Source organism: Flavobacterium sp. RHBU_24, from assembly GCF_046613695.1.
Taxonomy (GTDB): Bacteria; Bacteroidota; Bacteroidia; order Flavobacteriales; family Flavobacteriaceae; genus Flavobacterium.
Genome location: NZ_JBKJHD010000019.1, coordinates 39,771 through 64,878, shown reverse-complemented (window position 1 = coordinate 64,878; position 25,108 = coordinate 39,771). Strand labels below are relative to the sequence as shown.

Below are 25,108 nucleotides of genomic sequence, written 5' to 3'. Positions count from 1 at the left end.
ATTTCTGCACAAATGAAAAAAATACAAATGGTCGACCTGAAAAGCCAGTACGACCATATAAAAGATACTGTAAACGCTTCTATTCAGGAGGTACTTGATAATACCGCATATATTAACGGCCCGCAGGTGCACAGCTTCCAGAAAAGCCTGGAGCAGTACCTTGATGTAAAGCACGTAATACCGTGTGCTAACGGTACTGACGCGCTGCAAATAGCCATGATGGGCCTTGGCCTGAAGCCGGGTGATGAGGTTATCACGGCCGACTTTACCTTTGCCGCTACCGTTGAGGTTATTGCACTATTGCAGCTTACGCCCGTGTTAGTTGATGTGGATGCCGACACTTATAACATTTCAATTGAGGCCATAAAAAAAGCTATTACGCCAAAAACAAAAGCTATAGTGCCCGTACACCTTTTTGGGCAGGCCGCTAACATGGAAGAAATTTTAGCACTGGCAGCAGAGCACAACCTATATGTTATAGAAGATAACGCCCAGGCCATAGGCGCAGATTATACCTTTGCCGACGGCACAAAAAAGAAAGCGGGAGTAATGGGCCATGTGGCCTCAACCTCTTTCTTCCCTAGCAAGAATTTAGGTTGCTATGGCGATGGCGGCGCTATTTTTACTAATGACGATGACCTGGCGCACACCCTTCGCGGTATTGTTAACCACGGCATGTATGTGCGCTACCACCACGATGTGGTAGGGGTAAACTCAAGGCTCGACAGTATACAGGCGGCGGTGCTTAACGCCAAGCTTCCGTTTTTGGACCAGTATAATGTTGCCCGCCAGGAGGCTGCTGCCAAATACAGCGCGGCTCTGGCTAACCATAAAAATATTATTACGCCCATTATAACGGGCACGCAGGACAGCCACGTGTTTCACCAGTATGTGCTGCGCGTAATTGATGCCGACCGTAATGCCCTGATGCAGCACCTCCTGGATAACGGCGTACCGTGCGCCATTTATTACCCTATACCGCTACACAGCCAGAAAGCTTATACCGACAGCCGCTACAACGAGGCCGACTTCCCGGTAACGAACCGGCTGGTAAACGAGGTTTTGGCGTTGCCAATGCATACCGAACTTGACGATGAGCAGATTGCATTCATAACCGGTAAGATACTTGAATTTTTAAAATAAGCCTTTGAAAAACATTCTTTACATAACTGCCTTATTTTGCCTGGTAACTTTTACTTCTTGTAGGGAGGAACGGGAAACCGAGGCTGCAAAGCTGGAGCAGATGGCAAAGGAAACCAACAAACTGCTGCCCCAAAAAATGGATGAGATAACCATGGTAGACAGCGTTAGTGTGAAAGGCATGGAATTTTCTTATTATTATACCATTCTTGGCAGGCGTAAAGACAGCCTTGGTTTTGATATTAGCCAGGTAAAGAAGATTCTTAGAGAGCAGGCAGCTTCAGGTATTGATACCATACCAACGTTTAGGGATTTTAAGCACCAGATAAGCTTTAAGTATATTTACAACGATATGAACGGCAACTACCTGTTTGACTATACCGTAAGAACCAAACAAAAACATAAATAAAATATGAAAATACTGGTAACCGGCGGCCTTGGCTTTATAGGTTCGCATACTGTGGTAGAATTGCAAAACGTAGGTTTTGATGTGGTGGTTATAGATGACCTTAGCAATGCTTCGACTGAAGTGCTTAACGGCATTGAAGCCATAACCGGCAAAAAGCCCGACTTCGAACAGATCGACCTTAGGGATAAGGCTGCGGTGCAGGATTTTTTTAAAAAATACAGCGATGTAAGCGGGGTAATACACTTCGCGGCCAGCAAGGCAGTAGGCGAGAGTGTTCAAAACCCGCTGCTATATTACGAAAACAACCTGGGTGCCTTAGTGTACATTCTTCAGGAATTGCAGAAAAAAGACGCGGCCAACTTTATATTCAGTTCGTCGTGCACGGTATACGGCCAGGCCGAAAAGATGCCTATAAGCGAGGACACACCGGTGCAGGCGGCTATGAGCCCGTATGGCAATACCAAACAAATAGGTGAGGAGATTATACGCGATGTGGCGAAGGTGAGTAACATTACCGCTATATTACTGCGCTACTTTAACCCGGTAGGGGCGCACCCGTCGGCTAACATAGGCGAGCTTCCGCTCGGGGTGCCGCAAAACCTGGTGCCTTTTATAACACAAACTGCCATAGGCCTGCGCGAACAGCTGTCAGTCTTTGGCGATACCTATCCTACACCCGATGGTACCTGCGTGCGCGATTACATACACGTGGTAGACCTTGCCAAAGCGCACGTTACCGCAATGCAGCGCCTTACAGAACATAAAAATACCGAAAAAGTAGAAGTGTTTAACCTGGGTACAGGCAAAGGCAACTCGGTACTCGAGGTAATAAAAGCGTTTGAAGACGCTACAGGCCAAAAGCTGAACTACAAAATTGTACCCCCACGTGAGGGCGATGTTACTGAAGCCTATGCCGATACTACCAAAGCCAACGAAGTGCTGGGCTGGAAAGCCGAACTTTCGCTTACCGATGCCCTGGGTTCTGCCTGGAAATGGGAACAGAAGGTAAGGGGAGACGGCAAAGGGAAGTAGCTTTTAGTAGGCAGTGTTCAGTGGCAGTAGCTTCGCTCTGATAGCAACGATACGTTTGTCACTGCGGGAAACTAAGCAGTCTGTTAAGTCAGTATGAGATTCGGGTAATCCGATGTTATTTATATAAAAATTTGTAGGGTGTTCTTAATAATGCAGTTATAAATTGTTGGCGTTACTGCTTGACAGAGTTTACTTTTATTGTAAATTCTAAAAGTGTAACCATGAAAAAGATATTTATACTATTGTTAAGTACTGCGGCATTAACAGCGTGCAAACAAAGCGGCCACATGGAAGACCGCCAGCCGTATAGTGCCTCAGAAACTGGTACTACTACTTCGGAAGAGGTAACATCAGGCGGGGTGCGCACCAGCCCCGAAGCCACTTCAGATTCTACAGCACAAAACTCTAATTCGACTTCAGGTACTCCGGGCAGCGCAGAAGGCAATGACACGGTTAAAAAACCTGCGCCGCTTTCTAAGCGTAACGAGGTAACGCCATCAGACATTTCTAAACCGCAGTAAGCGTTTTTAACACATTAAAAAAAGGGCTCAGCATTACGCTAAGCCCCTTTTATTTTTATAAAAATGCTGTTTACTGGAAATCAGCAGGTGTTACGCCTTCGTTTATTTTGGCATCCACCACTTTAAACTCAAGGTCCATACCCATATTAAGCGTTATTTTATAAGGAACTTTAATGCCTTTTACTGCTTTATAATCGCCGTAATAGGTAGTTTGGGTCATTTTCTTGTCGCCTTCGCCCACTTCCTGTGCTACCGCTACTTTATAGCCTGTAGCAACATCATAGTAGTACGTTTTCTCACCCACTTTTATAGCATAAGCGTCAGCGCCGCTTATTGCTTCTATCCCTGTTAGTTTAATGTCTTTACTGCTGCTAAGTGCAAGCTCATCAAACGGAACCGCTTCCTGCTGCATTTCTTTAAGGTCGTCTCCGGTAATGTCCTGTTTCTGGCCCTGCTGGACCATATAACCGGCCTTATCGTTTACCACCTGTTTTACCATGCTCATGCCCATTGCTTTAATTTCAAAAAGCTCTTTGTGGTCTGCGCTGGTTTTGCGGGTCATCTCTAAAGGGGTACCCTGTATGCTGCCTTCGGCTTTAAGGGATACTGTTTTTACTGCCTTAAGCGCTTTTTCGCCACCAACAGCTTTAATGTAGCTGTCTATAACCGTTTTAGCAGTCACGCCTGCAGGGATAGGTTTGTTTACTACCGGTTTTGTGGTAGGGTTACCCCATTTGTCAAAATAGTTAATGGGTATCTTCCTTGCCTCAAGGCCCGGAAGCACATCAGCGGCTTTACCTACAATTACAATACGTGCTTTATCTGCTGAGAAAAATTTATCGGCCGCTGCCTTAATATCAGCCGGGGTTACCGCATTGATATTCTTAATATAGTTTTGGTAAAAATCTTCCGGAAGCTTTTGTGTTTGTGTAAGCAGTGCATAGCGTGCTACGGTAGCCGGTTTTTCAACCTGCATTACAAAGCTGCCTATGTATTTTGCCTTAGCGTTTTTAAGCTCTTCTTCGCTAACAAGGTCAGTCCTTATTTTTTTAATCTCGTTTAAAAGCTCTACAACCGAGCTGTCGGTTACCGCGTTACGCACCGATGTAGAAGCTGTAAAGTCGCCCACATATTTGTTTCCGGCTACAGATGAGTATGCACCATACGTCCAGCCGTGTGCCTCGCGAAGGTTATTAAACAGCCTGCCCTCGCCGCCGCCGCCCAGTATCTGGTTAGCAAGAAGCGTTGCAAAATACTCTTTATCGGTCATTTTAAGGTTAACCACATTGATAACCGAAATTTCTGACTGTACCGCGTTTGGCATATCTACAAAGTTTACCTGTGTGTACTGCACATCGGTAGGGTCTGTATACGATGCTGAAGGTGCCGTACCTGCCGCCCATGAGCCAAAAAGCTTAGATACTTTTTTCTTGATATCCTTAAACTTAACGTCGCCCACTACTACAAGGTAGGCATTTCCGGGTACAAAATAAGTGCTGTAGTTTTGCTGCACGTCAGCCAGGGTAACCGCGTTTATTGTTTTTTCGCTTACATACTCGCCGTTAGGGTGCTTAAGGCCGTAAGTAAGTGCGCTGGTAACGCGGCCTGAAACCGCTTTAACGTCTTTTTCCTCGCTTTTAAGGCCTTCTATTATCTTGGCTTTCTGCTTTTCAAACTCTTCCTGCGTAAATATAGGGTTTAGCGCGCCATCGGCCATCAGTTCTAAAATCCTTCCTGAATATTTGCTTAGGCCGCTTGCACTGGCACCACTGGCATAAAAATTAATGTTAGCGCCCAGAAAGTCAATTTCTTCGTTAAACTTCTCTTTGCTTATGTTTTTGGTACCTTCGCCTATAAGCGCGCTTACAAGGTCGCTCACGCCTTTTTTGTCGCCTTCTGCGTAGGGTGCGTTATCAAGGGTAAGGCTGTAGGTTACACGCGGCAGTTTGTGGTTTTCTACCACAAGCACTTTAAGCCCGTTTTTAAGTGTAAAGGTTTCCGGTTTACCCACATTTACCGTAGGCGCTGGCCCCGGTTTCGGCATTTGGCTGTTTTGGGCCTGTACCGCAGATGCAGATAAAAACAATCCGGCTAAAAGGTATAGTACTTTTTTCATGATGTTTTATAAGTATGCTTAGTTATTCTTTGTCTTTAGCCGGAACGTAATCCAGTATCAGCCTTTGGTTAGGGTTAAGGTATTTTTTAGCCACATCCCTTATGTCTTCGCGGGTTATTTTGCGGTAAATTTCAATTTCGGTATTGATAAGGTTGGTATCGCCATACAGCAGGTAGCTTGTAGCCAGGTTATCTGCCACACCCTCTACACTGGCGTTGCTGTTTACAAAATTGCTTTCGTTTTCATTTTGCAGTTTCTGGAACTCCCTTTCAGAAATAAGCTCTGTTTGCAGTTTTACAATCTCCGCATCGGCATCGGCAAGTATTTCCTGCGCGGTGTGCGGCTGCATGGGTATGCCATATACAAAGTATACGCCATAATCTTCTTCGCTGTAGTTAAATGCGCCTATTTGCAGGGCTTTTTTATCCTGGTCTACAATTTTTTTGTACATCCTCGAGCTTTTTCCGCCACTAAGGATAGATGATATAAGGTTAAGTACATAGGCGTCTTTAGTAGTCATAGCCGGGGTGCGGTATGCCGACACTATCATGGGCAGCTGTATGTTTGGGTCTTCAAACGTAGCGTGGATGGTTTCGGTTATAGGCGTCTCTTCATATTTTTTACGGGTTACCGGCGCTCCTTTAGGTATGCCTGCGTAGTACTGGTTAACCCATTTTTTTACCTGGTCTTTATCAAAATCGCCGGCTACTACAAGCACAGCATTGTTAGGTATATAAAACTTTTTGTTAAACGCCTGGAACTCCGCAAGGGTAGCGGCGTCAAGGTGCTCCATATCGCCTATGGTAGTCCAGCGGTACGGGTGCACTTTAAACATGTTCTTTTTTACCTGGGGCAGCAACTGGCCATAAGGACTGTTGTCATAACGCAGGCGTTTTTCTTCTTTAACCACCTCGTTCTGGGTGTCTACACCTATCTGGTTAATCACCGGGTGCAGCATCCTTTCAGCTTCCATCCAAAGGCCAAGTTCGGTGTTGTTCGATGGGAATACTTCGTAGTAATAGGTGCGATCATCAGTAGTGTTAGCATTATTGTTACCACCGTTAGAAGTTACAATTTTAAACCATTCACCCCTTTTTATATTCTCGGTACCTTCAAACAAAAGGTGCTCAAAAAAGTGCGCAAAACCGGTACGGTCGGTTTGTTCGTCTTTACTGCCCACGTGGTACATTACCGAGGTAACTACTACCGGGGCGCTTTTGTCCTGCTGCAGGATAACATGAAGCCCATTGTCTAGATTGTACTCTTCAAACTCTACTTTTTGTGCATGTGCCGTGGCGCCAAGCAGTACAAGTGAACCTAAAGCCATTATGGATTTTTTCATAAACTTGTTGATTATTTAATTCGGATAATTGGTGTGCAATTTCGGTAAAATGTTACAATTATGATAAGTTTTTTTCGGTAAAGAGAAGGGCTAAACCTGAAAAGCGAAAATTATATCATATTTTTGCGGCAACAGGTTGACTCATAAATAATAAATTGTATATTTGCAGCCTTAAAAATTATTTTAAACCATTATTGTTATGTACGCAATCGTAGAGATAGCAGGGCAACAATTTAAAGTTAGCAAAGACCTAAAGGTTTATGTTCACCGTTTAGAAGGTAAAGAAGGCGATGCAATATCATTTGCAAAAGTTCTTTTACTTGACGATAACGGAAGCATTACCGTGGGCGCCCCGGCTATAGAAGGTGCTTCTATCGAAGCAACAGTGCTTCAGCACTTAAAAGGAGACAAAGTTATTGTTTTCAAAAAGAAAAGAAGGAAAGGCTACAAAGTTAAAAACGGGCACCGCCAGTCTTTAACCCAAATCCAGATTTCAGGAATTACACTTCCGGGAAAAAAGAAAGCCTCTAAAAAAGAAGCTGCTGAAACCGCAGAATAATTACTAACAATTTTAAAACCAAAACATCATGGCTCACAAAAAAGGTGTCGGTAGTTCTAAGAACGGTAGGGAATCAGAATCGAAACGCTTAGGTGTTAAGATTTTTGGCGGCCAGGCTGCTATTGCCGGTAATATTATTATCAGGCAGAGAGGTTCTAAGCACAACCCGGGTGAAAATGTATACATGGGCAAAGACCATACGCTGCACGCCAGAGTAGACGGTGTTGTTAAATTTCAAAAGAAAAGAGACAACAAATCGTATGTATCAATCGTTCCGTTTGAAGTTGAAGCTTAAGACATATTGCTAAACCCGGCGGTTTAGCTCCCTATATAAAAAATCCGGTAGGCGTTGCTTACCGGATTTTTTTGTTATTGCCAAGCTTTATATTATCCCCAATTTAATACCATGTCGTGTGGCAATGCCACACGCTATTAGGTATGACCCTTACAGGGTCTGTCTAATCCCAGATATACCGTTCATCATATTCTACATTGTAGGAATCAAGAAATTTGATGAATTCTTCCTTATATGACGTTTGCTGATGATGCTTCTTTTGGCAACGAATATAATTTGTAACTATGCTTACATGCTTCTGGCTAACCGAAAAAGCTCCGTAACCCGTTTGCCAGTAAAAATTGTTATATCTGGAGAATTCCTGTTTTATCCATTTAGAGGAATTCTTTTTTATCTCTTCTACTATTTTGGCAAGAGCCACGTTTTTTGAAAGCATGAATAAAATGTGGATATGATCAGCTACGCCATTAATTTGTATAACGGGACAATTAAAGTTTGTACAGATACCTGTAATGTATTTATAAAGAGGGATTTCGATTTCCTGCGTAATAAGATTCATTCTGTGTTTAGTACTAAATACCAGATGCACATAATTGCAATTTAATGATTTCGACATATAGGGTGGTTTATATAAATATAATAATTTCTCATTATATTATTCATTATCTTACCTGACCCTGTAAGGGTCATACCTAATAGTGTCGGGCATCGCCTGACGAATATGAAGGATAGGGAAAATGATATAAACAAAAAAACCCGGAACATTCCTGTTTCGGGTTTTAGCAGAGCGGAAGACGAGGCTCGAACTCGCGACAACCAGCTTGGAAGGCTGGAGCTCTACCAACTGAGCTACTTCCGCTTTTGTGAGTGCAAATATAAATAATATTTTATTGCCCCCGCAAACTTTTTTCGAAAAAAATCCGCCCTTATAAGCGTAGTATTTGTAAGCCGTTTACCTTAAATTTGTTATCCTTATGTATGCTATAAAAACAATCACTTCGCAAGACACATTTGCGGTACGCCAGCCTGTTCTACGCCCCGGCAAAACCATAGAAACCTGCATTTTTGATGGAGACGACCTCCCCACTACCATACACTTTGGGATATATGATGCGGATACCCTTGTGGGGATTGTATCAATATTTACCGCAATCCATGAGTTGTTTGAGCAGCAAAACCAGTATCAGATACGGGGCATGGCGGTATTGAGGCAGTATCAGGGCAAGGGGCTGGGTGAACTCCTGGTGCGCCACGCCGAGGCTTATGTAGTACAAAATGGCGGTGCGCTACTATGGTGTAACGCCCGCGAAAAAGCCATTGGCTTTTATGAAAAGGTGGGTTATTATATAATAGGTAATCCTTTCTACATTAAGGATATCGGCACACATTATGTAATGTTTAAAATTATCCAGTCCTGTTAGGAATATCACAAAATTTTATACTCAAATTTTAGTATTTGATAATTCGATTTATGTATCTTTATACTGAAATTCAGGGTACTGCCCAACACTTATCCGGCAACGACGTTTTTTAGCCTGCTCGCGGAGCAACATACACATACAACCGGGTACCTGCGGCAAAGCCACTTGCGTTTCGTTATTAACCAATATCGAACCATTATGCATAAAGTTACCTGCTTAGCTGTAGCGCTGTTGCTGTTTATATTGCCTTCATGCAAAAATGCGGCCGGGGCAAAAGAGAAAGTTGCCGCAAAGCCCGCCAGTACCGCCTACCTTAAAAATACCCCGATAGCTTTTAACGATGCTGTTTTAAAAACCGCTACAGATGCAGTACGCGAGTTTTATGCCGACCACAACAATACTACCGTATGGACCGATAAAGCCGACCGAGACGCACTGCTGCAGGCCATAAAAGAGGCTGAAGGGGACGGCCTGTTGCCCGAAGACTACCACCTTAACTTCCTTACCCAGTTTGAAGGCCTGAGTATGATTACCGAAGACGAATGCCTGCGCTACGACCTGATGATGACAGAAGCTTTTCGCGACCTTTCTACACATCTTTTTAAAGGGAAGCTAAAACCGCAGGGCGTGTATAACGACTGGGCGCTTGCCGCAAAGCCTTTTGATGCTGCAAAACTGCAAACTGAAGCGCTGCAAAACCACAATATAGCCGAAGCCATAAACAACTGCCGCCCCAGGCACAAAGTATATAGCAGCCTGCGCAACAGCCTGGCTACATTAAATGCCCTGCCTGATGATAGCAAGCTGCCCCAAATTGTTTGGGAAAAAGCCATAAAACCAAACGACAGTTCGGCTACGGTAGGAGTTGTGAAACAACGCCTTATATACTGGGGCGACCTTAAATTAGATACTGTAAATACAAAATATGATGCTGATGCTGTAGCCGCGGTTAAAAAATTCCAGGAGCGCCACGGCATGTATCCCGATGGTGTTGTTGGCAGGCAAACCGCCGAAGCCTTAAACATTAGCCGCAACCAGCGCCGCGAACAGGTTATTGTAAACCTGGAGCGCTGGAGGTGGTTCCCGTACCAGTTTGGCGACAGGGCGTTGCTCATAAACATCCCTACCTATAAAATGGCAGTGCTGGAAAATGGTAAAGACACCGTGCAAACTTACCGCGTGGTAGTAGGCAAGCCGGAACGCCGCACCCCGGTATTAGAGTCGAAGATTACCGATGTGGTATTTAACCCTACCTGGACCGTACCGCCCACTATTATTAAGGAAGACCTTACCCCGGCAGCTACTAAAGACCGAGCCTATTTTGCTAACCACAATATGACAATTTATAAAGACGGCGCGCAGGTTCTCGCCGAAGCGTGGAATCCGCTTGAGGCCGATAAATACCGCTACGTGCAGGGGCCGGGTGAAGATAATGCGCTGGGACGTGTAAAATTTAACTTTAGGAATAGCTTTAGCGTTTACATTCATGATACGAACCACCGCAACCTTTTTAGCGGCAGCTACCGCGCGCTGAGCAGCGGCTGTGTGCGTGTGCAGGACCCTCTTAAGCTGGCCCAGTATGTGCTGAACGGCGAAGATGCCGCATGGGATAACAGTAAAATAAAAGGGATGGTTGATGCCGAAGCGACTGAAAATGTGTATATACAAAAATCCATCCGGGTGCACCAGTTATACTGGACCGCCTGGATGGATAAAGGTGGGCTGCAGTTTCGCGATGATATTTACAGCCTCGATAAAATTTTATATGATAAGCTAAGAGGATCAGGCACTGAGAAACTCAGTAGCCAGGCAGCTTTAAGATAGTATTTTAGATGAATGCTCGTAAGCCGGGTGGTATATAAACAGGCATGATTTTCCTTTTATAAGGTTAATTACCTCTTTAGTAATACCGCTGGGCAGTGCCGGGCACCCCTGGCTGCGGCCCAGCCTGTGGTGCATTTTTATAAAGGTGTCACTTACATAGTCAGCGGCATGCATTACCACGCCACGGCTGCGTGCGTTGCTGTTAAGGCCGTTTTCAAGGCCGTCAAGCTTAAGCGATTGCCCGTGCTTGCCGTTGTAAAGCTCCCCGGTGGCATAAAAGCCCAGGCTGCTCATGTTAGAGCTGTTCATGTTGCTAAAGTTTTGCGCATACTCATCGCCACTGTTGCGGCCGTGCGCCACAAGCGTGTTGTATACTACGGCCTGGGTATCCATATCGATAATCCAAAGCCTTTTAGTATTTGATGACTTGCTGAAATCAATTACCGTAAGGTAATCTTTTTTGATTTTTCCTGCTGCTTTAAGGATGTTATAGCCTTTTACAGCTTTCTCAAAGCACCCATAAGTGGGCATAGATGCAGCATGTGCGCTGATAGTGCTGTACAACGATTCCGTTTCGGTAACCGCTTTGGTTTCAGCCGGGGCCGAAGTCACTGCGTTTGTTGTTGGGGTATTGGTAATTGAAAAGAACAAAAATAAAACCGACGTAAAAAAATTGTATACCATTATAAAATTCCTTGTATTGTTTTTAACCTGGTTGCAATTAAGTTAAGAAATACTTAATATCCAAATAGCAACTGTGTTAAAATCAATAATTTAACATTTTCATTTGGCAGGGTAGCAGTACCTGTGCCGTTCTTGCTTCATTATTCTCTATAACGGGCGCTAAAAGCTGATATTGCCTAACACCTAAATTTTCTTTGCAAATTTTAAGATACATGCCCTAAACTTAACCCTATTACAACATATTCATTATGTTTTTTGTGTTAACTTTAGCACTTGTTTTGCTTATATTAAGCTAAAACCATGCCAAGACATATATAATCTATTGAAAATGAACAAAAAAGTTATTTTAATGATACTTGACGGCTGGGGGAAGTCGCCAGACCCTAAAGTATCGGCTGTAGACAATGCCAATACACCTTTTATTGACAGCCTGTATAAAGAGTACCCTAATGCATCGCTCCGCACCGACGGCCTTAACGTAGGCCTACCTGAAGGGCAGATGGGAAACAGCGAAGTAGGCCACATGAACCTGGGCGCCGGGCGTATTGTATACCAGGACCTTGTAAAAATAAACCTGGCCGTGCAGGATAAAACGCTTGAAAAAGAACCCGCGCTGGTTGAAGCCTTTGCCTACGCTAAAGCACATAATAAAAAAGTACACCTGTTGGGCCTTGTTTCAGATGGTGGCGTGCACTCGCACATAGAGCACCTTAAGGGGCTTGTAGACGCTACCGAAAATGCCGGGCTGGATAATGTATTCATCCACGCGTTTACCGATGGGCGCGATGTAGACCCAAAATCGGGTGCGGGCTTTATAGCCGGCCTCCAGGAGTATATAAAAGATACCAAAGTAAAGCTGGCAAGCATAGTGGGCCGCTACTATGCCATGGACCGCGATAAGCGTTGGGAACGTGTAAAGCTGGCCTACGACCTGCTGGTTAACGGCCTGGGCATACCAAGCACTAACCCTGTTGAAAGCATTAAGCAGGGCTACGCCGAAGGGATTACCGATGAGTTTATAAAGCCTATTGCGGTTAGCCAAGACGGTACTAACCCGATAGCCATTATTGAGCCTCATGACGTGGTAATCTTTTTTAACTTCCGTACGGACAGGGGCCGCGAACTTACCGAGGTGCTGAGCCAGTTTGACGTGCACGAGCAAAACATGCACAAGCTGAAACTGTACTTTGTTACGCTTACTAATTACGACGATACCTATAACGACGTACACGTAGTTTATGATAAAGACAACCTTACCCAGACACTGGGCGAGGTGATAAGCGCGGCGGGCAAAAAACAGATACGCATGGCGGAGACCGAGAAGTACCCACACGTTACCTTTTTCTTTTCGGGAGGGCGCGAGGAGCCATTTGCAGGGGAAACCCGCATTTTGCGTAACTCACCAAAGGTAGCCACATACGACCTTCAGCCGGAAATGAGCGCTTACGAACTTAAAGACGCGCTTGTGGAAGAGCTTAAAAAGCAGGAGGCTGATTTTGTATGCCTTAACTTTGCCAATGGCGATATGGTGGGCCACACCGGTGTATTTGAAGCCGCCATTAAAGCCTGCGAAGCGGTAGACGCCTGCGCGAAAGCCGTAATAGAAACCGCGCTTGATAACGGTTACAGCACCATTGTAATTGCTGATCACGGTAACTGCGAAACCATGATAAACCCTGATGGCAGCCCTAATACGGCGCATACTACTAACCCGGTGCCTATTATTATGGTTGATAAAGATATTAAACACGTTGAAGACGGCGTGCTGGGCGATATTGCCCCAACCATTTTAAAAATGATGGGCATACCACAGCCGGAAGTAATGACAAGGCATCCGCTTGTTTAAAGCTTCTTAGCTACCGAGCTACTTAGCCGCTTAGTCGTTAAAAACCTTAAAAGCCGCTGCAAATTTGCAACGGCTTTTTTATGTCACGGCTTTTCTCAGAAACTCAGCGGCTAAGTAGCTTAGCTGCCCAACTTCAGTGCCCCAAAAAATGCTCTCTCAATAGATTCCCGGTGCATGGGGTGGGCTATGTTTATAAGTGCACTGGCGCGTTGCTTCAGGGTTTTTCCGTATAGGTCGGCTATGCCATATTCGGTTACTATATACTGCACATGGCTGCGGGTGGTTACTACACCGGCTCCTTCTTTAAGAAAGGGCACTATTTTATTTTCACCATTCTTAGTTACCGAGGGCAGCGCTATAATGGCCTTACCGCCTTCGCTAAGCGATGCCCCCCGCATAAAATCCATCTGGCCCCCCACGCCGCTGTACATTTTACTGCCTATAGAATCGGCACACACCTGGCCCGTTACATCTACCTCTATGGCAGAGTTTATAGCTATCATCTTAGGATTACGCCTTATTACCGCAGTATCATTTACAAACGATGATTCGCGCATTTCTATAAACGGGTTGTTGTCTACAAAATCATACAGCCGCTGCGAACCTATTAAAAAAGTAGCCAGCGCCCGGCCTTTAACCACACCCTTTTGCATGCAGTTAATTACGCCGTTTTCTATAAGGTCCACAACACCGTCTGAAAACATTTCGGTATGCAGGCCCAGGTTTTTATGGTTGCCCAGGTTAGCCAGCGCCGCATTGGGTATGGCGCCGATGCCCATTTGCAGTGTGCTGCCATCTTCTATAAGCGAGGCAACGTGCGCGCCTATTTGCGCCTCCTGTTGGGTTATGGCGGCCAACTTTTGGCAATACAGCGGCACATTCACGGCTACCATAAAATCGATAACCGAATGGTGCAATACGCTGTCGCCAAAAGTTCGCGGCATATTGGGGTTAACCTGGGCAATAACCAGCCGTGCCATTTCTATGGCGGCACGGGTAGCCTCTACCGAAACGCCTAGCGATACATAGCCGTGCGCATCGGGCGGCGATACCTGTATAAAAACCACATCAATTTGGACTACCTTTTTACGAAACAGGCGTGGCAGCTCACTCAAAAAAACGGGTGTGTAGCTCCCGTTTCCGGCGGTTAGGGTGTGGCGCACGTTCTTGCCTATAAAAAAGGAATTGGTATGAAAACTATCACCCAGTGCTGGGTCAGCATAGGGAGCGGGGCCTTCGGTATGCATGTGGCATACCTCTACGTCATGCAGTTCGGCTGCCCTTTCGGCTAATGCCGCGGTAAGCAGGTTTGGCGTGGCAGCTGCGGCCTGCACATACACACGGTCACCTGACTTTATTGATTTTACTGCCTGGGCAGCGGTTGTATATTTGCTCATTTTAGCTAAATTTATAGTGCAAAATTAACGCCGTTGTAACGCTTAAAAAATGACAAAACTCATATTTTTGGTATAAACTGTATTTATGAAAATAGCCACCTATAATGTAAACGGTATTAACGGGCGCCTGCCGGTGCTGCTGCGCTGGCTTGAGGAAGCACAGCCCGATGTGGTTTGCCTGCAGGAACTTAAGTCGCCCAATGAGAAGTTTCCGCTTGATGCCATAAATTCAGCCGGGTATAATGCTATTTTTCACGGCCAGAAAAGCTGGAACGGGGTGGCAATTTTAGCAAAAGGCTACGAAATAAAAGAGGTGGGCCGCGGCCTGCCTGGCGACCCCGAAGATGTACAGAGCCGCTATATAGAAGCGCTGGTAAATAACGTGCTCATTGTGTGCCTGTATTTACCTAACGGCAACCCCGCGCCGGGGACTAAGTTTGATTATAAGCTAAAATGGTTTGAGCGTTTTTCGGCACGGGCAAAGCAACTGCTGGAGTTTAAGATACCGGTGGTAATGGCGGGCGATTATAATGTAATGCCTACCGAACTCGACGTGTATAAACCCGAGCGCTGGGTAAACGACGCGCTGTTCAGGCCGGAAACGCGGGATGCGTTCCATACACTGGTAGGGCAGGGGTGGACGGATGCCATCCGTACATTATATCCTGATGAGAAGATTTATACTTTTTGGGACTACTTCCGCAATGCTTACGGGCGCGATGCAGGCCTGAGGATAGACCACTTTTTACTTAGTGATGAAAGTGCTGCCAGGCTGCAATCGGCCGGGGTAGACCGCCATGTGCGCGGCTGGGAAAAAACCAGCGACCACGCACCGGTATGGATAACGCTGAAGTAGGTTGCTTTTTACCAATGCCCGCCATTCTATTACCCATTTAATAGTTGGTGGCCTACTCATACACAATTCTCCCGGTGTATCTCACTTCTACATTTACAACGGGCGGCTGGTTTAGCAGTACTAAATTCCCTGTGGAATATAGCGTACCGATAACCTGCTGGCCCGCGTTTACGATGATGTCATTACTGCTGCGGTGAAATACCTGAACATTTTGAGCTTGCAGTCCGGTACCGTCAAAGCGGGCGTCCCCGGCATAAAAATTCACGTTGAGGTTGTCCACATAGCCGGTTATAATGCTGTGTAAATTTTGGTTGTCTTCAATAGTCAGGTTGTCGCAGTTTACATCCAGCGCCAGGGTGCCCGAGGCCGTTTCGCTAAATATACCCGATTGTATGGATAAATTAGGGAAACTTAAGGTACCCATCGAACGTATGGTAAACTGGGTTGCTGTATATATTTTTTCAAGATTTGGGGTGGTAACGGTTATGGTAGTAGTATTATAATCACGCACCCAGTTGCAGCTCACAGAATTTTCGAGCCGAAGTTGGCCGTCAACCACGTTAGCTGAAATATATTCCCTCAGGTTTTCACCGGTCTCAATAACTACGCTATGGGTAATACCCTGCACCAGCACTACTTCTACCCCCGCCGAAACATATAGCGAATTAAATTCAGGCACTCCAACTTCGTAGCGTGTTTTATTTCCCGCGTTCCTAAAGCACTCCGGTGTGTTATCACCATTGCAGGAAACTGCTGTTATCAAAACGAGCAGTAGGGCTAACGTCCGGAAAATTCGTAATTCGTAATTCATAATTCTAAATCCTGTAGCCAATACCAAACTCCATAACCTCTGCCTTGGCGCCGTGCGTTTTAAGCCCGATACACCCAAAAATACTTTTGCTGAAATAATATTTCATGCCTACGCGCTGGTACAGGCTGCCGGTACTCTTAAAAGGCTCATATACATAGTAGCCCACCTGCCCCTCCAGCGACAGGCGATTGATGTACAGCTCATAACCCGCAAACACGCCGGCCTTATGGTAATCGGTATCGGGGTTTACGCCCTCTTCGGGGTAAGCGACCGACATATAGTGTATGTATTCCTTAAGGTATTTCGGGATAAAAAATTCAGCGCCCAGCTGGAAACCGCTCTTACGGCTGATGCGCTTGTCTACATACCCGCCAATGGTATAGTAGGGGTATTGCTTACTGCCGATGACATCACTCTGGTTTACGCCCCCGCGAAAAACAATATTGTAGTGCAGCGGCTGGCGGTAGTTTATTATGGTGTCGTATACAATTGTGTGCCGCACATTATCCGGTTTCGTGTCAAAGCTATAGTTAAGCCCCACGTTTACGGCAAAGGTATTGGTGCTTGTATTGGGCGATTTCATGCTGGCGTTGCTGTGGTGTATAAAAATAAGCCCGGCCTGCGCCCCCAGCCCTTTTATAATGTCGTGTTTGGTATAATTCAGCATAAAGTAGGTACTGGGCATCAGGTGCATACCATAGGCATAGTTGCGAAAGTTGGTTTCTTTATCATACGGGTTGGTATTATAAGCTACACCCTGGCCCACGCGCAGCATTAGGCTACGGTTTATAAAATAAAAACTATAATGTCCATACAACCCGTACATATCGCCCAGGGCGACATTCTTCATATCCTGGTGATGGAAAGAAGCGCCGTAATCTGGGTAATTATAGGTGCTTTCCCATTTCTTATGCCCAAAGGTCTTGCGGTTAAAGCTGATAACCATGCCCTCGGGGTGGGCGGTAATAAGGTGCTGTATGCTCTTTCGGTGTGGTATGATGTTGCCATAAAAATAATTGGCATCAACGGTATAGCCTCCTTCCGGTTGCTCCTGAGCAGACAACAGGCACGAAAAAAACAGCAAAAGCAGGGAAACTTGCTTCATGTTATCGGTTAATGCAGCAAATATAAAAGAATGTGCCAGTTATAAGGTAATGCCTCGAAAATTATATTACCTGGAGCGTCTTATTTTTATATCCCAGTTAGAGCCAAAAGCGATATCGCCGTATATGCGGTATTTATATGTATTGTTTTCAGCGTCTGTTACCGTAAGGGTAATATCTGTATCACCGCGCGCCTGCTTATCGCTTGTAACATACACTGACTTTCCGGAAGCCAGTGTATCTGTGTCGGCCTTCCATATAATACCATCATCAAGGTTGTTTTTAATACTTGTAACGTGGCACGGGCGGCCTTTGTTAACAATTTTTATCTCCGTTTTATCGCTAAGGGTATATACGGGCAAATAATTGGTATAATCGTCAAAATCAATATTCGGCATAAAATAAGGCTCTATGCTTGCTATTATATACCTGCCACCTAACAGGGCCACGCCGCCGGTATACCTGCCGTTGTTTTTTCTTGCGGTATTATCAAAAGATATGTTTGCCTTGGCCAGCGTGCTTTTTGTTATAGTTGTAGCCTGCCCTCCCGAAGCCGCGGCCGTATGGTAGGCCTGTTCTACCTCGCGCCAGCCGGTATCAGAATACAGGCCGTTATCATATGCGTCCGGGTTATATTCAAACGGTATAAATTTTATATCATTACCCCTTATGGCTTCGGGCTTCAGGTATATAAACATGGTAGTATCTGTAGCGCTCTTCAGCTTTATAATGTCGTTTAAGGTAAGGTTGTTTATGGCATCGGCAGTATTTTCGCGCCTGTAGTTAAAGGCTTCCTCTGCTCTTGCATTATCCTTGTAGGCAGCCAGTGTAGGGGTTATAAAGTAACCTGTGCCCAAAACAATAAGCAGGAATGGCAGGGCAAGCAGGTAAAGGCTTCCGTTTTTGCTTCCGCGGTCTTCCTTAATGGCATAGGTGTCAGACCAGCTGTCGTGCCACCCATGCCCCCCAAAAAATGAAAACGCCTCAAAAGGCATGTACCTTGTAAAGGTGCGGCGCGCTATCTGCCCGGGCGAAGGCTTATAGCCACCGCCATCGGCCACGCGTGTTTCGGTAAGTATTTTAGCAGGTGTATAGTTAAGCAGGTATTCAAAAAGGAAATGGTACAACAGCCTCAGCACCAGGAAGCACACAATAAAAAGGATGTATTTTTTTTTAGTCTCCTCAAAGCCGCCATTATAGTCAAAGCGTGTAGATAGTTGCAGGTATCCTGCGAGGATGGGTGTGGTTATAAGTACAAAGATAAAATCGTCTATATGCAAATGTAAAAAACGCTGCCACCTCGAGGCCAGATTGTAAGTACCCACTTCTTCACCGCCGGGATTTGTAGCCACAGTAATCTGTAGCGGTATATCACGGTCCAGCCATTTCAATGCTTTCCAGGATAATGCTAGCAGAAGGGCGCTCCATATCACATATACCACCATGTAAGGCCACTCTATATACTCACGGTATTGCTTAACCGTGAGTTCTACCACAAGCCCCGCAAGCCCTAAAACCCTGTGGTAGATCAATATGGCATACATTAAGCGGATAAGGCGGGTTTCCTTTTTGTTTTTCAAAAAGATGATGGCACCTATGGCAAAGAGCAGGAACATACCGATGTCTATAAAGTTAACTTGGTCGTATTCGCCTATAAGGTCTTCCTTGTCCAGGAAACCAAAGGTAAAGAATGACAGGTAACCCCTAAGCCAAAGCAAGGCTATAGAATGCGGCTCGGGCAGCAGGTGCGACAGTTTAGAAATCAGGCCGGTGATGGCTATAAAAAGGGTAGAGAAGGTAATTTTTCTTTCCATACGGTTTTACAGGTTGGCAGGCTGCAATTTATGAAATATTTGTTAAAATTAAACTTACAAAACAACATATTGCCAACTGCCTTAAATCGTATATAACAGTAATGATTACCCAGTTGCATGAACCTGAAAACGGCACTTAAAACAATATAATCCAAATAATAGACCATTTAATATAGTAAAAACTATATTAAAATATCTCCTGGGCTATTGCCTTAATGTTTTCTGCCTTGCCCATGCTGTAGTAATGCAGCACCGGTATACCGGCGGTAACCAGCTCTTTGCTCTGTGCTATGCACCACTCTATCCCTACCTGTTTTACGGCGTCGTTATCTTTAGCCTTAACCACGGCCATTATAAGGTCGTCCGGAAGGTCTACCTTAAAACGGTGCGGAATAATATTAAGCTGTTTCTTGGTCGCAATGGGCTTTAAACCAGGTATAATAGGCACGGTAATGCCCTCTTTGCGGCATTTGGCCACAAAGTCAAAAAACTTTTGGTTGTCAAAAAACATTTGGGTGATGATGTACTCCGCGCCGTTTTTTATTTTTTGTTTCAGGTAATGGATGTCGCTGTCCGGGCTTGGGGCTTCCATGTGCTTTTCGGGGTAGCCGGCCACGCCGATGCAAAAGTTAGTGCATGCGGAGTTTTGCAGTTCATCATCAAGATACACGCCTTTATTAAGGTTCACAATCTGGCTAACCAGTTCCGTGGCATAATGGTGGCCGTCTTTCTCAGGGCGGAAATATATCTCGTTCTTTACCGCGTCGCCGCGAAGTGCTACTACGTTCTGTATGCCCAGGAAGTCAAGGTCGATGAGGAAATTCTCGGTATCTTCCTTAGAGAACCCGCCGCATAATATATGCGGAATAGCATCTACCTGGTACTTGTTTTGTATTGCTGAGCAAATACCAACGGTACCGGGGCGTTTTTTAACCACGCGGCGTTCCAGCAGGCCGCTGGGCAGTTCCTTATATTCATACTCCTCGCGGTGGTAGGTAACGTCTATAAATGGCGGGTTAAACTCCATCAACGGGTCTATTCCATCAAAAATAGACTGTATGTTCTGCCCCTTAAGCGGTGGCAGAATCTCAAAAGAAAATTGCGTTTTGCCCTGGGCATTCGCTATATGTTCGGTTACTTTCATAAGTCAGCCCCCTAACCCCCGAAGGGGGAATTTTGACGAGGGATTTTATTAATATTATACAATGCTCCTATTTCCCCCTTGGGGGGTTAGGGGGCCTTTAATCTGCTATATTAGGGTTAAGCCATTTATAGGCGGTTGTTTCGGGCACGCCACGGCGTTTTGCGTAATCTTTTACCTGGTCGTCCTTAATTTTGCCAAGGCCAAAGTACTTGCTCTGTGGATTTGCAAAATAATACCCCGATACCGATGCGGCCGGCCACATGGCAAGGCTCTCGGTTAGGGTAACGCCTATCTGCTTTTCTACATCAAGCACCTGCCATATAGTGTTTTTTTCTAAATGGTCAGGGCATGCTGGGTAGCCCGGCGCTGGGCGTATGCCCTGGTATTCTTCCTTAATTAAATCCTGGTTTGTAAGGCTTTCGTCGGAAGCGTAACCCCAAATTTCAGTACGTACTTTTTTATGCAAATACTCGGCGAAGGCTTCTGCAAGGCGGTCTCCCAATGCCTTTGCCATGATGGAATTATAATCATCCAGTTCTTTTTCAAATTCGGCTGCTTTTTCGTCTACACCAAAACCGGTGGTAACGCAAAACGCTCCCATATAATCTTGCTTACCCATGTTTTTTGGGGCAATAAAATCGGCTAAGGCTATGTTTGGTGCGCCCTTGGTTTTTTGGCTCTGCTGCCTCAACGTTAAAAACGTTGCTTTAGCCCCTCTTTCTGAGGGAAGAACAAGCTCAATATCATCATCATTCACGGTGTTCGCGGGGAATATTCCGTATACACCTTTGGCTTCAAACCAGTTTTCGCCTACAATCTGCTTCAGCATTTTCTGGGCATCGGCAAAAAGCGACTGCGCCTGTTCGCCTACTATATCATCGGTCAAGATGGCCGGGTATTTACCGTGCAAATCCCACGTCTGGAAAAACGGTGTCCAGTCGATATAATCAACCAGCTCCTCCAGTTTCGGGTAAATGGTGTGTACGCCAAGCTGCTTTGGCACAAATGGCGTAAAGTTTTCCCAGTCCAGCAGTAATTTATTTTTTCGGGCGTCTTCAATGCTCAGGAAATCCTTATCGCGGCTGCGGTTCAGGTAACCTTCTCGAAGCGTGTCATATTCGGCACGAACGGTTTTGGCGTAATCCAGCTTATTTGAGTTGAGTAGGTTACCGGCTACTGTTACGGCACGGCTGGCATCGTTAACGTGCACCACGGTTTCGCGGTATTGTGGCGCAATTTTTACGGCGGTATGCGCACGGCTTGTGGTAGCGCCGCCTATCATTATTGGGATGCTGATGTTGAGGCGGTCCATTTCCTTGGCCAGGTAAACCATTTCGTCAAGCGAAGGTGTTATCAGTCCGCTTAATCCTATAATATCTACCTGTTCACGCACGGCGGTTTCTATAATTTTTTCGGGCGGAACCATTACCCCAAGGTCGATGATCTCGAAATTGTTACAACCCAGCACTACAGCAACTATGTTTTTACCAATGTCGTGTACATCGCCTTTTACGGTTGCCATCAATACTTTACCGGCGCTTGATGATTTCCCGTCTTTCTCGGCTTCTATGTAGGGAAGGAGGTAGGCCACGGCTTTTTTCATTACCCTGGCAGATTTAACCACCTGTGGCAGGAACATTTTACCCGAACCAAACAGGTCGCCTACCACGTTCATGCCGTTCATCAGGTTGATTTCAATAACCTCAATGGGCTTGGCAGCAAGCTGGCGTGCTTCTTCTACATCTATTTCTATAAATTCGTCAAGGCCTTTTACAAGGGCATGGGTAAGGCGTTCCTGTACGGGCAGCGCGCGCCATTCCTGTATTTGTTTTTCAACCGATTTTACATCGCCCTTTACATTTTCGGCGAAAGCCAAAAGGCGCTCGGTGGCATCGTCGCGGCGGTCGAGAAGCACGTCTTCCACATGCTCGAGCAAATCTTTGTCGATGCTGTCGTATACCTCAATCATCTCGGGGTTCACGATGCCCATATCCATACCGTGCTGAATGGCGTGGTACAAAAAGGCCGAGTGCATAGCTTCCCTTACGCGGTCATTGCCCCTAAACGAGAACGACACATTGCTCACCCCACCGCTTACGTGGGCGTAAGGAAGGTGGGTACGTATCCATTTTGTGGCATTAAAAAAGTCGATCGCGTTGCGGCGGTGCTCTTCCATACCGGTAGCCACGGGGAATATATTCGGGTCAAAAATTATATCTTCAGGGGGAAAGCCTACTTTGTCTACCAGTATGTCATAACTGCGTTTGCATATCTCGATACGGCGCTCATAGGTATCGGCCTGGCCGGCTTCGTCAAACGCCATGATGATGGCTGCGGCGCCGTAACGTTTTATTTTTTTGGCATGAAGTATAAAGTTCTCCTCACCTTCTTTAAGGCTGATGGAGTTTACCACGCTCTTGCCCTGGGCTACTTTTAGCCCGGCCTCGATAATTTCCCACTTAGAACTATCAATCATCAGGGGTACGCGTGCAATATCGGGCTCCGAGGCGATAAGGTTCAGAAACTTGGTCATGGCATAAACGCCATCCAGCATTCCTTCATCCATATTCACGTCGATAATCTGCGCGCCGCCGTCTACCTGCGCACGGGCAATATCGAGGGCTTCTTCGTATTTTTCTTCTTTTATAAGTCTTAAAAACTTCCTCGATCCAGTAACATTAGTCCGCTCCCCCACATTAATGAAGTTGCTTTCGGGTGTTACAATCAATGGCTCAAGGCCAGAAAGTTTTAGGTAACGAGGCTCCAGCCCCCTAACCCCCAAAAGGGGAACTCCTACTCTTGCCGATAAATCATCATCAGATTTATTTTCCGTAAAAAAATCTTTCTTTTCGTTCATATTATTACGCAACAGTTGTATTTGAGTGAAGCTCAATTCCCCCTTTTGGGGTTAGGGGGCGTGGTTTGTGATTTTGGGCTAGTTCAGCTATTAGTTTAATGTGTTCCGGAGTGGTGCCGCAGCAGCCGCCTATTATGTTGATAAGGTTATCGTCAAGGTATTCCTTGATGAGTACCTGCATTTCCTCAGGGGTTTGGTCGTACTGGCCAAAGGCGTTAGGCAAGCCCGCATTCGGGTGGGCCGAAATGCTGAACTGCGTATTGTGTGCCAGTCTTTTAAGGTACGGTTTCAGCTGGTCGGCACCCAGGGCGCAGTTAAAGCCTACGCTGAGTAGCGGAATGTGCGATATCGAAATAAGGAACGCCTCCACAGTCTGCCCGCTAAGCGTACGCCCACTGGCATCGGTAATGGTACCGCTCACCATAATGGGGATATCAATACCCAGTTCGTCCTTAACTTCTTCTATGGCATAAAGCGCAGCTTTCGCGTTAAGCGTATCGAATATAGTTTCTACCAAAAGGATGTCGCAGCCGCCGTCTATCAATGCCTTTACCTGTTCTTTATAGGCAATGAGCAGGTCGTCAAATGTTACGGCGCGGTAGCCGGGGTCGTTCACGTCCGGGCTCATGCTGGCGGTACGGTTGGTAGGGCCGATAGAACCCGCCACAAAACGGGGCTTATCAGGGTTGGCTGCGGTAAACTCATCAGCCACTTCACGGGCTATTTTTGCGGACTCATAGTTAAGTTCATACACCAAATCTTCCATGTGGTAATCGGCCATACCGATGGTGGTGCCGCTAAAGGTATTGGTCTCCACAATATCGGCGCCGGCCGCAAAGTACTGGCGGTGCACATCTTTAATAGCCTCGGGCTGGGTAAGGGTAAGCAAATCGTTGTTACCCTTTAGCGGGTGCGGAAAGTCTTTAAAGCGTGCGCCGCGGTAGTCGTCTTCGGTAAAGTTGTAGCGCTGTAGCATGGTACCCATGGCACCGTCGAGCACGAGTATGCGGTCGTTAATGGCTTTATGTATAGCTGACATTTGTTTCAGGTTTAAAGTTTAAAGTTGCCAATCGGCACCTTAAATCTGTTTCTTAAAAATCATGTCATCAGTGGGGGAGGAGGGGAAATTCCTTTGTGTTATCTATCTACGCACTGGCGTAGTAGAATGTAGCACCTTCTTTATGGTAAAGGGTTGCTAAGGCTTCATCGGGTCTAGTCCCTCTGCCTTTCGTGATAACATAACAGTTGTGTTAAAGAACAGCGCAAAAATAGTGCATAGATTTGTAGAAAGCAAATAATTGTTTTTGGTAAATAATTTACTTACCTTTGGCGTTAGCAATATGCGAATAGTGATTAGAAGTTTTGGAGATAAAGAGACGGAAAAGATATGGGACGGTTTTCAATCCAGAAAGCTTCCTGCTGATATACAAAATGTTGCGCGAAGGAAACTGAGGATGATTAATAATGCCCAGAATATAAACGATCTCAGGATGCCACCGGCTAATCACTTAGAAAAGTTGCAAGGCAAATTGTCTAATTATTATAGTATCAGGATAAATAAGCAGTGGCGTATAATTTTTGTTTGGGAAAATGAAAATGCTTTTGATGTTCAAATTGTAGACTATCATTAATGACTATGGAAAAACTTAAAAACATACACCCCGGCGAAGTGCTTAAAGAAGAATTTCTTGAGCCATTAAGCATATCGGCATACAGGTTGTCTAAAGAAACCTATATACCACAAACCCGCATCAGCGAAATTATAAAGGGCAACCGCAGGATTACAGCCGATACGGCGTTGCGGTTCTCTAAGTATTTTGGAACAAGCGCAAAATTCTGGCTGGGCCTTCAGGATGATTATGATCTGGAGGAAGAAACTACTGCCAAGCACGATGAGCTGGAAAGCATCAAGCCTGCTGAAACAGCGGCTTAGAGTC

General features: G+C 45.6%; 23 protein-coding genes, 1 tRNA gene and 1 riboswitch. Of the genes, 12 read left to right on the top strand and 12 right to left on the bottom strand.

Going from position 1 to position 25,108, the window contains the following annotated elements:
• Positions 1–12: 12 nt before the first annotated feature.
• The 4 genes from ACLI09_RS15470 to ACLI09_RS15455 all read left to right on the top strand — a co-directional run bounded on the left by ACLI09_RS15470 (position 13) and on the right by ACLI09_RS15455 (position 3,102).
• A complete protein-coding gene (locus ACLI09_RS15470) occupies positions 13–1,143 on the top strand; it encodes a DegT/DnrJ/EryC1/StrS family aminotransferase (RefSeq protein WP_411420545.1) in 1,131 nt (376 codons plus the stop codon).
• Between the two features lie 4 nt (positions 1,144–1,147).
• The gene (locus ACLI09_RS15465) at positions 1,148–1,549 is read left to right on the top strand and encodes a hypothetical protein (protein ID WP_411420544.1); all 402 of its coding nucleotides are present in this window, start codon (positions 1,148–1,150) and stop codon (positions 1,547–1,549) included.
• A 3-nt stretch (positions 1,550–1,552) separates the two neighbouring features.
• Positions 1,553–2,581, top strand: a complete 1,029-nt coding sequence (gene galE, locus ACLI09_RS15460) for a UDP-glucose 4-epimerase GalE (RefSeq protein WP_411420543.1) — start codon at positions 1,553–1,555, stop codon at positions 2,579–2,581.
• 221 nt (positions 2,582–2,802) lie between these two features.
• On the top strand, positions 2,803–3,102 hold the full coding sequence (locus tag ACLI09_RS15455) for a membrane lipoprotein lipid attachment site-containing protein (protein WP_411420542.1): 300 nt from the start codon (positions 2,803–2,805) through the stop codon (positions 3,100–3,102).
• A gap of 70 nt (positions 3,103–3,172) precedes the next feature.
• Here ACLI09_RS15455 and ACLI09_RS15450 read toward each other — a convergent pair whose 3' ends face one another.
• On the bottom strand, positions 3,173–5,218 hold the full coding sequence (locus ACLI09_RS15450; protein ID WP_411420541.1) for a M16 family metallopeptidase: 2,046 nt from the start codon (positions 5,216–5,218) through the stop codon (positions 3,173–3,175).
• A gap of 22 nt (positions 5,219–5,240) precedes the next feature.
• Positions 5,241–6,560: a M16 family metallopeptidase gene (locus tag ACLI09_RS15445; RefSeq protein WP_411420540.1), complete on the bottom strand. Its 1,320-nt coding sequence runs from the start codon at positions 6,558–6,560 to the stop codon at positions 5,241–5,243.
• Positions 6,561–6,759: 199 nt separating this feature from the next.
• On the opposite strand from ACLI09_RS15445, the gene rplU reads away from it, so the two are divergent.
• A complete protein-coding gene (gene rplU, locus ACLI09_RS15440; protein WP_411420539.1) occupies positions 6,760–7,119 on the top strand; it encodes a 50S ribosomal protein L21 in 360 nt (119 codons plus the stop codon).
• 28 nt (positions 7,120–7,147) lie between these two features.
• Positions 7,148–7,414, top strand: a complete 267-nt coding sequence (gene rpmA / locus ACLI09_RS15435) for a 50S ribosomal protein L27 (RefSeq protein WP_411420538.1) — start codon at positions 7,148–7,150, stop codon at positions 7,412–7,414.
• A gap of 163 nt (positions 7,415–7,577) precedes the next feature.
• Here the strand turns inward: rpmA and tnpA are convergent, their stop codons facing one another.
• Together tnpA and ACLI09_RS15425 are read right to left on the bottom strand one after the other, a co-directional pair.
• Positions 7,578–8,030 carry an IS200/IS605 family transposase gene (tnpA, locus tag ACLI09_RS15430; protein WP_411420537.1) on the bottom strand — a complete coding sequence of 151 codons (453 nt, stop codon included), beginning with the start codon at positions 8,028–8,030 and terminating at the stop codon, positions 7,578–7,580.
• A gap of 170 nt (positions 8,031–8,200) precedes the next feature.
• Positions 8,201–8,273: transfer RNA gene (locus ACLI09_RS15425), tRNA-Gly, on the bottom strand.
• A 115-nt stretch (positions 8,274–8,388) separates the two neighbouring features.
• Here ACLI09_RS15425 and ACLI09_RS15420 point away from each other — a divergent pair.
• Together ACLI09_RS15420 and ACLI09_RS15415 are read left to right on the top strand one after the other, a co-directional pair.
• The gene (locus ACLI09_RS15420; protein ID WP_411420536.1) at positions 8,389–8,835 is read left to right on the top strand and encodes a GNAT family N-acetyltransferase; all 447 of its coding nucleotides are present in this window, start codon (positions 8,389–8,391) and stop codon (positions 8,833–8,835) included.
• A gap of 198 nt (positions 8,836–9,033) precedes the next feature.
• Positions 9,034–10,659, top strand: a complete 1,626-nt coding sequence (locus ACLI09_RS15415) for a L,D-transpeptidase family protein (RefSeq protein ID WP_411420535.1) — start codon at positions 9,034–9,036, stop codon at positions 10,657–10,659.
• Here the strand turns inward: ACLI09_RS15415 and ACLI09_RS15410 are convergent.
• The gene (locus tag ACLI09_RS15410; protein ID WP_411420534.1) at positions 10,651–11,343 is read right to left on the bottom strand and encodes a murein L,D-transpeptidase catalytic domain family protein; all 693 of its coding nucleotides are present in this window, start codon (positions 11,341–11,343) and stop codon (positions 10,651–10,653) included. The two genes, ACLI09_RS15415 and ACLI09_RS15410, sit on opposite strands and share 9 nt — an antisense overlap.
• A gap of 328 nt (positions 11,344–11,671) precedes the next feature.
• On the opposite strand from ACLI09_RS15410, the gene gpmI reads away from it, so the two are divergent.
• Positions 11,672–13,189, top strand: coding sequence for a 2,3-bisphosphoglycerate-independent phosphoglycerate mutase (gene gpmI, locus ACLI09_RS15405; protein WP_411420533.1), 1,518 nt, complete (start codon positions 11,672–11,674; stop codon positions 13,187–13,189).
• Positions 13,190–13,308: 119 nt separating this feature from the next.
• Here gpmI and ACLI09_RS15400 read toward each other — a convergent pair whose 3' ends face one another.
• Positions 13,309–14,586 carry an acetyl-CoA hydrolase/transferase family protein gene (locus ACLI09_RS15400; protein ID WP_411420532.1) on the bottom strand — a complete coding sequence of 426 codons (1,278 nt, stop codon included), beginning with the start codon at positions 14,584–14,586 and terminating at the stop codon, positions 13,309–13,311.
• A gap of 85 nt (positions 14,587–14,671) precedes the next feature.
• Between ACLI09_RS15400 and xth the strand changes: the two genes are divergently transcribed.
• Entirely contained in the window at positions 14,672–15,442 is a 771-nt protein-coding gene (gene xth / locus ACLI09_RS15395; protein ID WP_411420531.1) for an exodeoxyribonuclease III, read from the top strand.
• A 52-nt stretch (positions 15,443–15,494) separates the two neighbouring features.
• Here the strand turns inward: xth and ACLI09_RS15390 are convergent, their stop codons facing one another.
• From ACLI09_RS15390 to ACLI09_RS15365, 6 genes are all read right to left on the bottom strand, one after another.
• Positions 15,495–16,253: a GIN domain-containing protein gene (locus ACLI09_RS15390; protein ID WP_411420530.1), complete on the bottom strand. Its 759-nt coding sequence runs from the start codon at positions 16,251–16,253 to the stop codon at positions 15,495–15,497.
• A 4-nt stretch (positions 16,254–16,257) separates the two neighbouring features.
• Complete coding sequence (locus ACLI09_RS15385) at positions 16,258–17,358, bottom strand: acyloxyacyl hydrolase (protein ID WP_411420529.1); 1,101 nt, start codon at positions 17,356–17,358, stop codon at positions 16,258–16,260.
• 66 nt (positions 17,359–17,424) lie between these two features.
• Positions 17,425–19,170, bottom strand: a complete 1,746-nt coding sequence (locus ACLI09_RS15380) for an RDD family protein (RefSeq protein ID WP_411420528.1) — start codon at positions 19,168–19,170, stop codon at positions 17,425–17,427.
• 187 nt (positions 19,171–19,357) lie between these two features.
• Entirely contained in the window at positions 19,358–20,314 is a 957-nt protein-coding gene (gene metF, locus ACLI09_RS15375) for a methylenetetrahydrofolate reductase [NAD(P)H] (RefSeq protein ID WP_411420527.1), read from the bottom strand.
• A 97-nt stretch (positions 20,315–20,411) separates the two neighbouring features.
• Positions 20,412–23,171, bottom strand: coding sequence for a methionine synthase (gene metH, locus ACLI09_RS15370; RefSeq protein ID WP_411420526.1), 2,760 nt, complete (start codon positions 23,169–23,171; stop codon positions 20,412–20,414).
• A gap of 4 nt (positions 23,172–23,175) precedes the next feature.
• Complete coding sequence (locus tag ACLI09_RS15365) at positions 23,176–24,210, bottom strand: homocysteine S-methyltransferase family protein (RefSeq protein WP_411420525.1); 1,035 nt, start codon at positions 24,208–24,210, stop codon at positions 23,176–23,178.
• A 95-nt stretch (positions 24,211–24,305) separates the two neighbouring features.
• Positions 24,306–24,411, bottom strand: a riboswitch (SAM riboswitch).
• A 109-nt stretch (positions 24,412–24,520) separates the two neighbouring features.
• Between ACLI09_RS15365 and ACLI09_RS15360 the strand changes: the two genes are divergently transcribed.
• Together ACLI09_RS15360 and ACLI09_RS15355 are read left to right on the top strand one after the other, a co-directional pair.
• Positions 24,521–24,802, top strand: a complete 282-nt coding sequence (locus ACLI09_RS15360) for a type II toxin-antitoxin system RelE/ParE family toxin (RefSeq protein WP_411420553.1) — start codon at positions 24,521–24,523, stop codon at positions 24,800–24,802.
• 5 nt (positions 24,803–24,807) lie between these two features.
• Positions 24,808–25,104 (top strand): HigA family addiction module antitoxin, encoded by a 297-nt coding sequence (locus ACLI09_RS15355; protein WP_411420524.1) that lies wholly within the window; start codon positions 24,808–24,810, stop codon positions 25,102–25,104.
• The last annotated feature ends 4 nt before the right edge of the window (positions 25,105–25,108 follow it).